This is a genomic window from Pseudobutyrivibrio ruminis (assembly GCF_015057245.1).
Taxonomy (GTDB): Bacteria; Bacillota; Clostridia; order Lachnospirales; family Lachnospiraceae; genus Pseudobutyrivibrio; species Pseudobutyrivibrio ruminis_E.
Genome location: NZ_SVET01000009.1, coordinates 1 through 13966, shown reverse-complemented (window position 1 = coordinate 13966; position 13966 = coordinate 1). Strand labels below are relative to the sequence as shown.

The window sequence follows — 13966 nt, the reverse complement described above, 5'->3', positions numbered from 1 at the left end:
AACAACCCACTTTACATATAATAGTAGCCAACGCCCCACTTTGTGCGAACGTATTTAGGCTCCTTTGGATTTGGCTCGATTTTTTCTCTGAGACGTCTGACATGGACATCTACTGTTCGCTCATCACCAGGGTAGTCTTCTCCCCAAATAGTGTGGAGCAAATCCTCTCTTGAAAATACTTTCTTAGGATTAGTGACAAGTAAAAGAAGCATGTCAAATTCCTTTGAAGTAAGATTATATTCAACACCAAGAATTGTAAGACGGCGATTGCTCTTATCTAAAACTAAATCACCGTTCTCTACGATGTTTTCCTCTGCCTTATGATCAGTTGCCACTGGCTGTCCCAAAGCTGCTCTTCTCATGATTGCTTTGATGCGAGCCTTTACTTCAAGGATGTTGAATGGCTTAGTAATGTAGTCGTCTGCGCCGTACTCGAGGCCAAGGATTTTATCCATATCATCGCCCTTAGCAGTAAGCATAACAATAGGAACATTAGAAAACTCTCTAATGCTTTGACAAACCTCAAATCCATCAAGCTTTGGAAGCATAACGTCAAGAAGAATCATATCGTATGAATTGGCTGAAGCTAAATCAAGAGCCTCCTGTCCATCATAAGCACAATCCACTTCCATACCATCCTGCTCAAGAGAAAATCTAATTCCTTTTACAATTAGTTTTTCATCATCAACTACTAAAACTTTTTTAGCCATAACAATCCTCTATACTATTCTCTAAATTTTGATAAGTGAATTAATTTGGTTGAAAATACCATCGCCTATTCCTGAAACATTTTTTATATCCTCTATCGAAGAAAAATCTCCGTTAGCCTCTCTGTAGGATACAATTTGTTTTGCTTTAGCCTCTCCAATTCCAGGTAATGACTGAAGCTCAGCGGCGCTGGCTGTATTAATATTGACAAGTCCGTCGTCCTGCTGTGACGATGCAATCATCTCTTGCTTTAGTGCCTCGGCTTCTTCTATCGTATATACGTATAGCTTCTGTCCGTCCTCAAGCACTGACGCCTGATTAATATCGCTATCGTCTGCTGAATCTAACAGACCACCTGCAGCTTCTATCGCTGCATAGACTCTGGAGCCAACTGGTAATTCGTAAACATCAGGATTCTCAACAGCACCTGCAACTTGAACAAATATAGTTTCCGGCAATAATTCCTCAACCATCTCTTGCTCTTTAGGTGTTTCTTCTGTGGAATCTACTAGCTCCGTTGATTGAAAATATGATGCTTGACCGCATCCTGTAAATAAAAAAATGCTACAACAAGCAATAAATAAAAATTTCTTCATGTAATCTCCTATAATTTTCTGTAGGAGACTCCAATATCGTCCTGCTTATTGTAGCTAATTTTTTCATATATTACAATAGTTTTACAAAATGTTGTAAAATCAAAATAATTTTGACATAATTTCAAAAATTTAATGTTTTTTATAGATATAAATCTATTCATTAGACTCACTAGTTAGCTGGCTTTCACCAGTAGCATAGTCGATAGTTATTCCTGGCTGCACATTGTAACAATATACGTTAAACATAACTCCTGTCCCTTGATCTTCTACTGAATAAGCCTCCATCTGAACACCGGAAGCCACCAAGTTATCGCCTTCGAATACAGGTGTGACTCTGTATAAAACATGATTTCCTGTCTCCTCGACATATTCTGCAACCTTATCTTCAAAAGGAAGCATTCCCTCAACATTTAGATATCTAGTGCCAGTAATAAGATTTTTCTCATTGGCATTCTCACCACTTAGCTGGTATCCAATTAGATGGCATCTATTGTAAAGATAATTTCCATCCACATATTCATGATAATTTACAGTATGCCATCCACTAGGCTTTACACTACCAATTTCACCTCGTGGTTCTGTAGGCATAAGCTCCTGGCATATATTTGCATAAGCTACTCCACATCTGCCTAAAGAATCTAGTTCACTATATGTTTCAAAAGCATCAGTACGAGTCAAATCTTCCTCTGAAAAATATGGCACATTGTCGTTTACAACTGTATAAAGATTATCAGTATAATCTTCATCAAGTTGAACTGTATCAATATCACTGTCAGTGTCTTGAGTAGTTTCAATGGATTCTACTATCTCATTATTATCATTACCTGCATTGCTAGTTCCATAGTACAAATAATCTGCTATGCATAACACTGATACAATCAAAATCGTATATAATTTTTTCTTTCTCATTCAAGTCCCTCCTTGCTGTCTTGCCTTATATATAATCATAACATATGATACAATTCCAATATCAGACTTGACATGAAAATCAAAGGATATACAACGTTGAAGGATTTTGAAACATTAAAAGAAAAGTGCATAGATGAAGTTACTCATCTTGGAATTAAATTAGGAAACATTTCATCTTGGAAAATTAATACTAGAGCAAAAACTCGCTGGGGACTTTGTAAATTGAATCCAGATGGTAGCTACTCCATAGAAATAGCTGCCAGGCTTTTAGAAGATGATAGAATTTCTGAAACAGCCTGCAAAGAAACTATAATTCATGAATTACTTCATACCTGCAAAGGATGCATGCGTCATACTGGAAAATGGAAATATTACGCAGAAGTTGTAAATCAAGTGTACGGTTACAATATAAAGCGTGTTACTCAAGGTATAGAAAAAGGCGTTGAAAACTACGAAAGTAAAGAAATGAATGTAAAATATGTCTTCACTTGCGGCAACTGTGGTGCCACAATCTACCGCAAGCGAGACTCTAAATTCACTAAATATTATAGATACTATGGATGTGCCAGATGTGGCGCATCAGCTTGGTCTAGAAAAACTGTAAGCTAAAAATCGAATTCTAGAAATTTATGTTGTTAATACAAGATTATTTACTCTCCTGAATTGAATAATTCTGAAAGTACGTCTGCGTGCTCTTCCAATACCTCTAGAAGCTTTTCGCTCCAATGACGTGCATCAGAATCGCTGTCACCGAATACATAATCTTCCTGACCGTAATCCATAACATCAAATCCTGGTACTGTCTTGCTAGCGCCATTTGTTCTGTAACTTACAGCATCAGCGAGACTAAATGATACCGATGAAATGTCACTGTAATCAACCCAACTTGATATGTCTGTTCCTGTTGCTTCAGTAGCATCTCCATTTTCTGTCTGTGTTTCTGCTTCTGCCTTTGTGATAGAAACTGCACCATCTACGTATTCTCCATACATCTTATCTACATAGTATGAAAGGCTATCTCCAAGGATTTCAGATGGAACATGTCCACCATCCCACTGCCAATCAATTGTTGCATCAATACCTGCAGAAAGCATTGCAATCTGAAGATTTAAAGAATTGAACATTGAAATATCACCTTCTGATGCACCGCAAAGAATTCTTACCCATGTAGCGTCATCAGTATCTTCATCACCAATGTAGTTAAGTGGATTATAAAGATCTACTATATTGTTGCCATACTTATCACCAGCTTCAATTTCAGCAATATCGCTTTCGTATGCTTCAAGCATTTCTTCATATGTACTGTAGTTAGCTGAATCAGTAGTTGTACCTGCAGACTGAGTTGTTCCCTCATCAGGTGTACCAACATCCATTGTGTCACCAGCAGAGTTTGCTGCTACATCATCATTAGCGAAGCTTCTATCTTCATCTTCTGAAGCAGACTCTGTATCTGCGCTAGCATCACCAGGAGCTTCTCCTGTAGGTGCCTCACCTGTAGGTGCTCCATCTGGTGCACCGCCGCCAGGGCCGCCCATCATATCGTCACTTGAAGAGCTCTTTGCATATCTACCTTCAATAAATGCCTCTGCTTTTTCCTCAGAAGTCATGTTTTCTACCTCTTCATCAGAAAGTGCATTACCATCTTCATCAAACCATGTCCATCCTTCTGCATAATCTAAGTTATCCAAATACCACTGAAGGTTTGAAACAAATTCTGCTAGATAGAAATCTACATATGTTCCACCATAGCCATTTGTATCAGCATACTTTTCCTCATCATACTCGATAGTAAGTGAAATAGTATCTGTCATATCGCCATCGCCATTTATATCAAGCTCAACATCTGCTTCATTCACAGAAAGATTCTGTTCATTGATATATTCCATATACTCTTCTGAAAGGTATTCTGCCAACTGCTCCTTGAATTCTGTACCGAAATCATAATCAGTATCCATATAGTATTCAAAGGCAAGTGCCATATCGGCTTCATATAAAGATGTAATTGCTGAGTATGCCATACATCCCCAAACACCATCTGAAATCTCATATGTTGTTCCATCAATTGTAACTGATGTTGAGTACGATCCATCCTCGTTTTGGTAAACACCTACTGCACCAGCTTCAATTTCATAATCATAGAAATCAGAATTGTTGCCTGTTGCCGCAACCATAGTCGCATGAGCTCCACCACCAGATCCACCGGTTGATACAAAATATTCTGTACTTCCTGGAAGGTTTCCTAGGAGGATATTATACTTAACAAATCTAATAGCGTTCTTTTGATCTACAAGACAGCTAGGTGCATCGCCTGTATAATACTCATTTCCATCTTCATCTGTTGCTGTATCGTTCTTTCCTCTGTTACCACAAGACATGTTGATATAACCCTCAGATGCATATGTTGTAGCAGCCTCAGTATTTGTTGATGAGCTATATCCGGCAGCACCTGTATTTACAATTACAGGAGCAGTTGCTGCTGTATAAACCTGACCATTTGAACTGACGATTTCAGCTTCGTAATCAATTACAAGTGAACCGTTAACTGCTTCAGTATAATCTGTCGCAGTAACATCTGCCTCACCATCACCATCTGTATCAATACCAGTTACATAAGCCCCTGGAACACAAACAGAAACACCCTGCTCATCTTCTATTTCCGGATAAGCAACAGCTGATACAATTGACATAATCCATGCATCTGCTTCGGAATCATAGCTCCAAGTAACTTCGTCATTGTTTGCAAGGTTAAGAGTTTCCTCTATATAAGCTTGCTCCTCACTTACTTCAGTAGTTGCAGTTGCTTCTGTTGTTGATTCAACAGATGTGTCTGAAGTTGTTCCACATGCTGCCATACTAGTAGCAAGAGCTGCAACCATTAATAAAGAAACAAATCTCTTTTTCATTAAAAGCCTCCTTCATATTGCTTTCGTTTTCTATTGTGATTGTAATTTAGTCCAGAAACCTTGAAGAAAGCTTGAAACAATGTGAAGATTATTTGAACATTGATTTTTCAAGGTTTCTTCAAGCATTTATTATTAAGATTATCTTATAATTAATATGAGTAATTATGAGGTGTAAATATGAAAATACTTTTAATAGAGGATGAAAAAAGAATGTCTGCAGCTGTATCAGAGCTTCTAAGGCAAGAGGGTTACACTGTTGATGTTAAAGATGAAGGACTTGGAGGCTACGACGCTATCCTGCAGAATACTTATGATGCAGTCATTTGTGATGTGATGCTACCTGGCATGAATGGATTTGAAATAGTGAAGATGGCAAGAGGCGAAGGTATTTCCACTCCAGTAATTATGCTCACTGCAAAAAGTGATATTACAGATAAAGTAACTGGACTAGACTGTGGCGCCGACGACTATCTTACAAAACCATTTCAAATAGAAGAACTTTTAGCAAGACTTCGAGCATTAATTCGAAGAAATATAAAGGATACAGATGGCATACTTTCTGCCTACGATTTAAATCTAAATACAAAATCCTTAAACCTAATATGCACTACCACTAATAAGGAAATACGACTTCCTGAAAAGGAATTTAAAATCATGGAATGTCTCATTTCAAACAATGGTCAGATACTTTCAAAAGAACAGCTTGCCATGAAAGTGTGGGGTTATAACAATGAAGCGGAATACAACAATGTGGAAGTATACATTTCATTTACCAGAAAAAAACTAAAATTTCTCGGCACAAAAACAGAAATTAAATCTATAAGAGGAATGGGATACGAATTACGAGGTTAATAATGAAATCAAAATCAAGATTACGTTTAGTCCTTATAATGATGCTATTTTTGATAGCTATTATGTTTTCAACACTTGCCATCATTTACGGTACAACCAAAGTACAAACTACAAAAGAAAATAAAGAGATGCTACAGATTTTTGCTGATTCTTACGACACTAACGGATTCCCTGAAGCCTCCCAAATGAATCATATGGATATAGCTGAAGCCTCTGATATAACTCCTAGCACAACCTTTCACAATTTTCAGGTATCCACATTTTATGCAGTTGCATTCGATTTAAATGGAAACGCTGTTGATATCTTAAACGACGCACCATCAGGTTTCTCTGATGAGGCACTTATTTCATACGCAAAGAATCTTTTAGATTCTGAAAGTGATTATGGAGAAGGAAAAACAGTCACCTACCTAATCACCCGTGGCGATGATTATATTTTAGTTACCATGATGGATACTGTACTTATAGATTTGACTATCTCTTATCTTATTAAAAATATGATAGTCTTCGGTTTGATTTCAATTCTGATCCTAACAATCCTAACAATTATTCTTTCTGGATGGGTAATGAAGCCAATCGAAACAGTATACGAAAAGCAAAAACAGTTTATATCAGATGCGGGTCACGAACTAAAGACACCTATTTCTACTATAAGTGCCAACGCTGAACTGCTTAGCAGAGATATGGCAAATAACCCTTGGCTTGACAATATAAAATATGAAAATGAACGAATGTCTACAATTGTTCATCAGCTTTTAGACTTGGCGCGACTTGAAAATATAAAACCAGTCATGCATGAAATAAACCTCAGTGAGCTGGCCCTTGCCAACATAATGCCATTCGAAGCTACAGCTTTTGAACGTGGCCTAGAATTAAACTATTCCATAGAGGAAAACATCATCAAAACCTGCAACAGCCAAAACATAGAAAAGCTTGTTTCTATTTTAACTGACAATGCAATAAGCCACTGTAGTGCAGGCGGTAACATTCTTATTTCCTTGTCTGAAGATAATGGAAAAGTACTTTTATCAGCATCAAATACAGGTGAAATAATACCAGATAATGAACGAGAAATGATTTTTGAACGATTCTACAAATCTGACCAATCAAGAACAGAAAATAACGGTCACTACGGCCTTGGACTATCAATAGCCAAAGCCATAGTAACCGAACATGGCGGGAAAATATGGGTTGATTCCTCTGACGGAAATGTGGTGTTTAACGCTAGATTTTAAAACTGATCAAATACATTTGTAATCTTCTCTTTGAATAAATCTATGTCATTTTCTGTGATTACAAGTGGAGGTAAAAGTCTTAAAACATCAGCACCTGCGGAAAGTACAACCAAATGCTGCTCTAACAATGCTTTACTTACAACCTCTTTTACCGGAATTGTAAGCACAAGTCCCTGCATCAAGCCCATACCTCTTCGTTCTGTAATAAAATCGTATTTATTAACAAGATTATCAAGAACCTGCTCAAAATAAGGTGTTATCTCCTTTACATGGTCGATTAGTTTATAATCCTCAAACATGTCAAACACCTGAGAAACCGCTGCAGTACAAAGTGGATTGCCACCATAGGTTGTGCCATGATCTCCCGGCTCTAAAGAGCTCTGGGCCACCTTGTCTGTAACAGCAAATGCTCCAATTGGTACACCGTTACCAAGTGCCTTTGCAGTGGTGAGAATATCAGGCTTAATACCATACTGTTGGAATGCATACATGCTTCCTGTTCTTCCCATGCCGCACTGAACTTCATCGAGAATCAAAAGTATATCTTCCTCATCACAAATCTCACGCACTTTCTTCAGGAAAGTCTCATCAGCTGGATATAGACCGCCCTCTCCCTGAACGGTTTCCATAATAATTGCGCATGTCTTATCACTAAGATTTGCAAGAATACTACCAAAATCATTAAATGTTGCAAATTTAACTCCTGCCATTAAAGGATAAAAAGGCTCTCTGTAATGCTCTGTTCCTGTTACTGAAAGAGAACCAACGGTGCGACCATGGAATGAGTTTTCCATGGCAATGATTTCATAATCTCCCGGTCCTTTCTTCGTATATGCGTATTTCTTTGCAGTCTTAAGTGCACCTTCTATTGCTTCTGCACCTGAATTTGTAAAGAAAACCTTATCCATTCCAGATGCCTTTGTAAGCTTTTGTGCTGCCTCTATCATAGGTACATGATAATAGAGATTTGATGTATGCGTAATGCGTTTTAATTGAGTTGTAAGAGCAGCCTCATAATCTTCATTACCATATCCAAAAGCCATAACACCTATTCCAGATGCGAAATCCAAATATTTCTCATCTAGCTCATCATATAAAAACACGCCTTTTCCATAATCAAATATAACTGGAAATCTATTATATACATGTAATAAACAATTATCTGCTGCCTCTATATATTCCTTCTTATTCATTGTAATACCTCGTATCCTTATCTCCAATAATAGCTGTTCCAATTCCCTTGTTAGTAAAGATTTCAAGAAGAAGACAATGTGCTATTCTTCCATCCAAAATATGCACACGGCTTACTCCCTGTTCAATAGCTTCGATGCAATTGTTAAGCTTTGGAAGCATTCCGCCGCCAATATATCCATCACCAATCAAGTCCTTGGCTTCCTCAACAGTCAGCTCAGAAATAAGTGAATCTGGATCATCCTTATCCTTATAAACTCCTTCAATATCTGTAAGAAAAGCAAGCTTCTCAGCATTTACCGCTTTTGCTATAGCACATGCAGCATCATCTGCGTTGATATTGTAAGTAACAAAATTCTCATCCATTCCAATAGGACAAACAATTGGGAGAAAATCATTTTCAAGTAAATCCATAATTATCTTTGGATTCACCTCAGTGATTTCTCCTACAAAACCAATATCCTGGCCATCAGAAAGTTTCTTCTGAACCTTCAAAAGGCCACCGTCCTTTCCTGATACACCAACTGCATTTACTCCCAGGGACTGGACGTTCTGAACAAGTGATTTGTTAACCTTGTTTAAAACCATCTCTGCAATTTCCATTGTGGCTTCATCCGTTTTACGAAGACCATTAATGAATTCAGGCTCCATTCCTGTCTTTTCAACCCAACGGCTGATTTCCTTGCCACCACCGTGAACGATGATTGGCTTGAATCCAACAAGCTTAAGCAAAGTAACATCCTGAATAACCTGCTTTTTGAGCTCTTCGTCAATCATGGCACTTCCGCCATATTTAACAACAATTATCTTTCGATTAAAACGCTGAATATATGGTAATGCTTCAATTAAAACCTCTGCCTTGTCCATAACAGCTAACATGCTCTTGTCCATTGTGTTGTCCTCCCAGTTTTTATTATGAGCGATAATCTGCATTAATCTTTACATAGTCATATGTTAAGTCGCAGCCCCAAGCTGTAGCCTCTGCATTTCCTTCATGCATATCTACATAAACTGTAACTGCATCGGCCTTCATAATCTTTAAAGCTTCCTCTTCGTCAAATACAATAGGTGTTCCCTTATCAAAAACCTTTAACTCTCCATTTGCACTTTTGAAGAAAAGCTCCACGTCATTCTGGTCAAAGTTTGCTCCAGAATATCCCATTGCACAAAGGAAACGACCAAAATTCGCATCACATCCAAAGATTGCAGCTTTTGAAAGATTAGACCCAACAATCGCACGTGCCAATGTCTTTGCATCTTCTTTCGACTTGGCATTTACGATAGTAGCCTCGAAAAGCTTGCTTGCACCCTCTCCATCAGCAGCCATTGTTTTAGCAAGACTAGTACATACATAAGAAAGGGCTTCTTTGAATGTCTCGTAGTCCTTACCTTTATCAGTGATTTTCTTGTTGCCGGCCAAGCCATTTGCCATGCAGATAAGTGTATCGTTTGTGGATGTATCTCCATCAACTGTAATCATGTTAAAGCTATCTGCGACCACATCGCTGACTGCTTCCTGGAGAAGCTCCTTTTCAATATCAAGATCTGTGCCAAGGAAAGCAAGCATTGTACACATATTAGGATGAATCATTCCTGAGCCTTTGCTCATTCCACCAAGCTTTACTTCCACACCATCTATCTCAAATGAAACTGCAATCTCCTTATTTACAGTATCAGTAGTCATGATTGCCTTTGATGCTTCTGTTCCTGCATTTACACTTCCATCAAGCTTTGGTGCCATAGCTTTTACACCAGCCACAAGCTTATCAACAGGAAGCTGCATTCCGATTACACCAGTAGATGCCACTGCTACAGTATCGTAAGGTACACCAAGGACCTCCTGAACACCTCTTGCTGTAGCTTCACATGCGTTAAAGCCTTCCTGACCTGTGCAGGCATTTGCAATACCTGAATTTATAACAACTGCCTGAACTGGCTTGTCAGATTTTACAATTTTCATATCCCACTGAACACATGCTGCCTTTACCACATTAGTTGTGAATGTTCCAGCAGATACACATGGCACCTTCGAATAAACCATTGCCATGTCAGTACGCCCCTGATATTTAATCCCTGCTGCTGTGCTTGCTGCCTCAAAACCTTGTGCCGCTGTAATGCCACCATCTATAACCTTCATTATATGTACTCCTTAACTATTAAATTTGATTATATTCTCGTCATTTAAAACGAAATCGTATGTGTTGTAATCTTCGCGCTCTCTCCATCCCTCTGCATGCCAGAAATGATTTCCAATTTCATTTCCAGAAAAGGCAACCAACTGAACCTTATTGATTCCTTCGTTTTTCAGACGAACCATTGCCGATGTAACCATAGCTTTTCCTATACCGTGTTTGCGATAATCCTCATGAACACAAACATGATAAAAGCTCCCATGGCGACCATCATGTCCAGCAAGAATAGAACCAACTATTTTGCCATCAACAACCGCCACTACAGATGTGTTAGGATTTCTCTTAATGAACTTTAAGATTCCCTCTTTTGAATCATCAAGGCTTCGCATTGCAAATCCATGAATTGTTGTCCAAAGTTCATAAACCTCTTCATAATCAGACTCTTCCATGGTGCGAATTTGATACTCTGTATATACACCTAAATCCATTGAAATCTTAAAATTTTCCTGTACAACCATACTTACTACCCCTATTACCTATGGGAACATTGGTGCAAAATCAAGTCCCATCTTTTCATCTAAACCAAAAATAATATTCATGTTCTGAACAGCCTGCCCTGCAGCACCCTTAACAAGATTATCAAGAGCACCCATCATAACGATTCGACCTGTTCTTTCATCAATCTTGCAGCTAACATCTACAAAATTACTTCCTTCAACCCACTTAGTTTCTGGGCACTCGCCATATTCAAGAACTCTCACAAAGAATTCATCATCATACATGTCGTGGTAGGCCTTCATTACCTGCTCTTTTGTAGGAAGCTTTCCATCCTTTTTAACAAGTGTTGCATACTCTGTAACCAAAATACCTCTATTCATAGGAACCAGATGTGGAGTGAAATTAATCATAATCTCCTGGCCGCATGCATATCCAAGCTGCTCTTCGATTTCAGGTGTGTGGCGATGAGATGTAACTCCATATGCCTTAATGCTTTCATTCACTTCGCAATAAAGATTAGGAAGCTTTGCTCCTCTGCCTGCACCACTGGTTCCTGACTTTGCATCAATAATAATTGATGTAGGATCAATAAGACCTGCCTTTACAAGTGGATAAGCTGTAAGTATCGAGCATGTTGTGTAGCAACCAGGATTTGCAATAAGTCTTGCTCCTACTTCCTTATCTCTATTGATTTCACATAAACCATAAACCGCTTCCTCAATAAACTGAGGACTCTTGTGCTCAATGCCGTACCACTTTTCATATGTAGCAACATCCTTAATACGATAATCAGCAGATAAATCGATTACTTTACAATTGCTAAGAATTTCTTCTGTAAGAACACCTGCTAAATATCCCTGAGGGGTTGCTGTAAAGATAACATCGACCTGTTTTGAAAGCTCAAGAATATTATCATCCAAGCATTTATCTTCCACCAAAGTGAACATGTTCTTATATATAGAAGCAAATCTCTCATCCACATATGAACGTGAGCCATACCATACGATTTTAGCTTCTGGATGACTATATAGAATTCTTACAATTTCTGCTCCAGCATATCCTGTAGCACCGATAATACCTACTTTAATCATAATTATGCATTTCCTTCTCTGTTTTTTTTGTACAACTGCATTCATTGTATAACTTTACTTTCACGAAGTAAAGTGCTGTAGCGCAAAAATATGAATTAATATTGCATAAATATACATTATATATTTCGGTATTTCAACGTTAAAATTAACTAAATTTATTTTTATGCTATTTTCATGTATAAATAACCCTTGAATTTATCACTTTATTGTAGTACAGTATTTTCAGACTATAGAACAATAAATTCAAAAGGAGATATACATTATGGCACAGGAAAAAGTTGTACTTGCATATTCAGGTGGTCTTGATACCACAGCTATCATTCCATGGCTTAAGGAAAACTATGGATACGAAGTAATCTGCTGCTGTATCGATTGCGGACAGGGCGAGGAATTGGATGGCCTTTCAGAAAGAGCAAAAGCATCTGGCGCTTCTAAATTATATATAGAAGATATTGTTGACGATTTCTGCGACAACTACATCGTACCTTGTGTACAGGCAGGCGCTATTTACGAAAATAAATACTTACTTGGAACTGCTATGGCTCGTCCAGGTATTGCTGCAAAGCTTGTAGAAATTGCCAAAAAAGAAGGAGCTGTTGCAATCTGCCATGGTGCTACAGGAAAAGGAAACGATCAGATTCGTTTCGAGCTTGGCATTAAAGCACTTGCGCCAGACATCAAAGTAATTGCTCCATGGAGAAGTGACAAATGGAAGCTTCAGTCTCGTCAGGATGAAATCGACTACTGCAAAGCTCACGGCATTAATCTTCCATTCTCTACAGACCAGTCTTACAGCCGTGACAGAAACCTTTGGCACATCAGTCACGAAGGCCTCGAGCTTGAAGATCCATCTCAGGAACCAAATTATGATCACTTACTTATGCTTACTACTCCACCTGAGAAGGCTCCAGACAAGCCAGAGTATGTCACAATGACATTCGAAAAGGGTGTTCCAACATCAGTAAATGGAAAGAAAATGAAGGTATCAGATATCATCAAGGAATTAAATGAAATTGGTGGTAGAAACGGGGTTGGTATTGTAGATATAGTTGAAAACCGTGTAGTAGGTATGAAATCTCGTGGCGTATACGAGACACCAGGCGGCACTATCCTCATGGAGGCACACGCTCAGCTTGAAGAGCTTTGTCTCGACCGCGCGACAATGGAAGTGAAAAAAGAAATGGGTGCAAAGCTTGCACAGGTTTGCTACGAAGGCAAATGGTTCACACCTCTTTGCGACGCTATCCAGGCATTCGTAAAGTCAACACAGGAATACGTTACAGGCGAAGTTAAGTTCAAGCTCTACAAAGGCAACATCATCAAAGCCGGAACAACTTCTCCATACTCTCTATACTCAGAGTCACTTGCATCCTTCACAACTGGCGACCTTTACGATCACCACGACGCCGAAGGCTTCATCACACTTTGGGGCCTCCCACTTAAGGTCCGCGCCATGAAGCTTGCCGAAAACCAAAAGACTAAGTAAAACATACGTACCCCAGGCCACCCCAACGGGGCCCAGAGCCCCAGGGAGCCAGGGTACGTCGCAGATTTATGATTATCTAAATGTGTAGTCGCCCATATTTATTAGTAGGTGTTCTTACAAAGTTTTACAATTCTATCGATAAGGTATGGGTGGAGACGGACAAACACTACACTTAGTAATCATCAGTCTTAAACTAGCTTTGTATTTATTACTATTTGCTTTGGAGCGAACTTAGAAAAATAAAAAGAGATATTTGATATGAATTGGCAGCTGCCGCTAGGACGGCGGCAATGTCATTTAGATAGAAATAATTTATAAAATAATATATCATTTAATTTGTGATAATTCTAAACACTATACAGCCA

At 38.5% G+C, this 13966-nt stretch carries 12 protein-coding genes and 1 pseudogene; 4 read left to right on the top strand and 9 right to left on the bottom strand.

The genetic code is table 11. From position 1 onward, the window contains the following. Positions 1–11 precede the first annotated feature (11 nt). The 3 genes and pseudogenes from E7274_RS08855 to E7274_RS08845 all read right to left on the bottom strand — a co-directional run. Positions 12–710: a response regulator transcription factor gene (locus E7274_RS08855; protein WP_033153935.1), complete on the bottom strand. Its 699-nt coding sequence runs from the start codon at positions 708–710 to the stop codon at positions 12–14. Between the two features lie 21 nt (positions 711–731). Beyond that, the gene (locus E7274_RS08850; RefSeq protein WP_304175361.1) at positions 732–1304 is read right to left on the bottom strand and encodes a ComEA family DNA-binding protein; all 573 of its coding nucleotides are present in this window, start codon (positions 1302–1304) and stop codon (positions 732–734) included. Between the two features lie 165 nt (positions 1305–1469). Continuing rightward, positions 1470–2213, bottom strand: a pseudogene (locus E7274_RS08845) (DNA/RNA non-specific endonuclease); the annotation flags it as partial. Between the two features lie 96 nt (positions 2214–2309). On the opposite strand from E7274_RS08845, the gene E7274_RS08840 reads away from it, so the two are divergent. Next, entirely contained in the window at positions 2310–2822 is a 513-nt protein-coding gene (locus E7274_RS08840; RefSeq protein WP_304175359.1) for a SprT-like domain-containing protein, read from the top strand. A gap of 41 nt (positions 2823–2863) precedes the next feature. On the opposite strand, the gene E7274_RS08835 is transcribed toward E7274_RS08840, so the two are convergent. Then, positions 2864–5116 (bottom strand): hypothetical protein, encoded by a 2253-nt coding sequence (locus tag E7274_RS08835; RefSeq protein ID WP_304175356.1) that lies wholly within the window; start codon positions 5114–5116, stop codon positions 2864–2866. 177 nt (positions 5117–5293) lie between these two features. Between E7274_RS08835 and E7274_RS08830 the strand changes: the two genes are divergently transcribed. Then, on the top strand, positions 5294–5968 hold the full coding sequence (locus tag E7274_RS08830; protein WP_304175354.1) for a response regulator transcription factor: 675 nt from the start codon (positions 5294–5296) through the stop codon (positions 5966–5968). A gap of 2 nt (positions 5969–5970) precedes the next feature. After that, the gene (locus E7274_RS08825; protein ID WP_304175352.1) at positions 5971–7203 is read left to right on the top strand and encodes a sensor histidine kinase; all 1233 of its coding nucleotides are present in this window, start codon (positions 5971–5973) and stop codon (positions 7201–7203) included. Here the strand turns inward: E7274_RS08825 and E7274_RS08820 are convergent. Genes E7274_RS08820 through argC form a run of 5 tightly spaced genes read right to left on the bottom strand, consistent with a single transcriptional unit; the run spans position 7200 to position 12115 of the window. Next, positions 7200–8396: an aspartate aminotransferase family protein gene (locus E7274_RS08820; RefSeq protein WP_304175350.1), complete on the bottom strand. Its 1197-nt coding sequence runs from the start codon at positions 8394–8396 to the stop codon at positions 7200–7202. The genes E7274_RS08825 and E7274_RS08820 overlap by 4 nt on opposite strands. Beyond that, positions 8389–9285 (bottom strand): acetylglutamate kinase, encoded by an 897-nt coding sequence (gene argB, locus E7274_RS08815; protein WP_033153932.1) that lies wholly within the window; start codon positions 9283–9285, stop codon positions 8389–8391. The genes E7274_RS08820 and argB overlap by 8 nt, the downstream gene beginning before the upstream one ends. Before the next feature lie 22 nt (positions 9286–9307). Further along, the gene (gene argJ / locus E7274_RS08810; RefSeq protein ID WP_304175348.1) at positions 9308–10531 is read right to left on the bottom strand and encodes a bifunctional ornithine acetyltransferase/N-acetylglutamate synthase; all 1224 of its coding nucleotides are present in this window, start codon (positions 10529–10531) and stop codon (positions 9308–9310) included. A gap of 12 nt (positions 10532–10543) precedes the next feature. Beyond that, on the bottom strand, positions 10544–11044 hold the full coding sequence (locus E7274_RS08805) for a GNAT family N-acetyltransferase (RefSeq protein ID WP_242839250.1): 501 nt from the start codon (positions 11042–11044) through the stop codon (positions 10544–10546). Between the two features lie 18 nt (positions 11045–11062). Beyond that, complete coding sequence (gene argC, locus E7274_RS08800) at positions 11063–12115, bottom strand: N-acetyl-gamma-glutamyl-phosphate reductase (RefSeq protein WP_304175346.1); 1053 nt, start codon at positions 12113–12115, stop codon at positions 11063–11065. A 262-nt stretch (positions 12116–12377) separates the two neighbouring features. Here argC and E7274_RS08795 point away from each other — a divergent pair, with 262 nt between their 5' ends. After that, a complete protein-coding gene (locus E7274_RS08795) occupies positions 12378–13601 on the top strand; it encodes an argininosuccinate synthase (protein ID WP_304175344.1) in 1224 nt (407 codons plus the stop codon). The last annotated feature ends 365 nt before the right edge of the window (positions 13602–13966 follow it).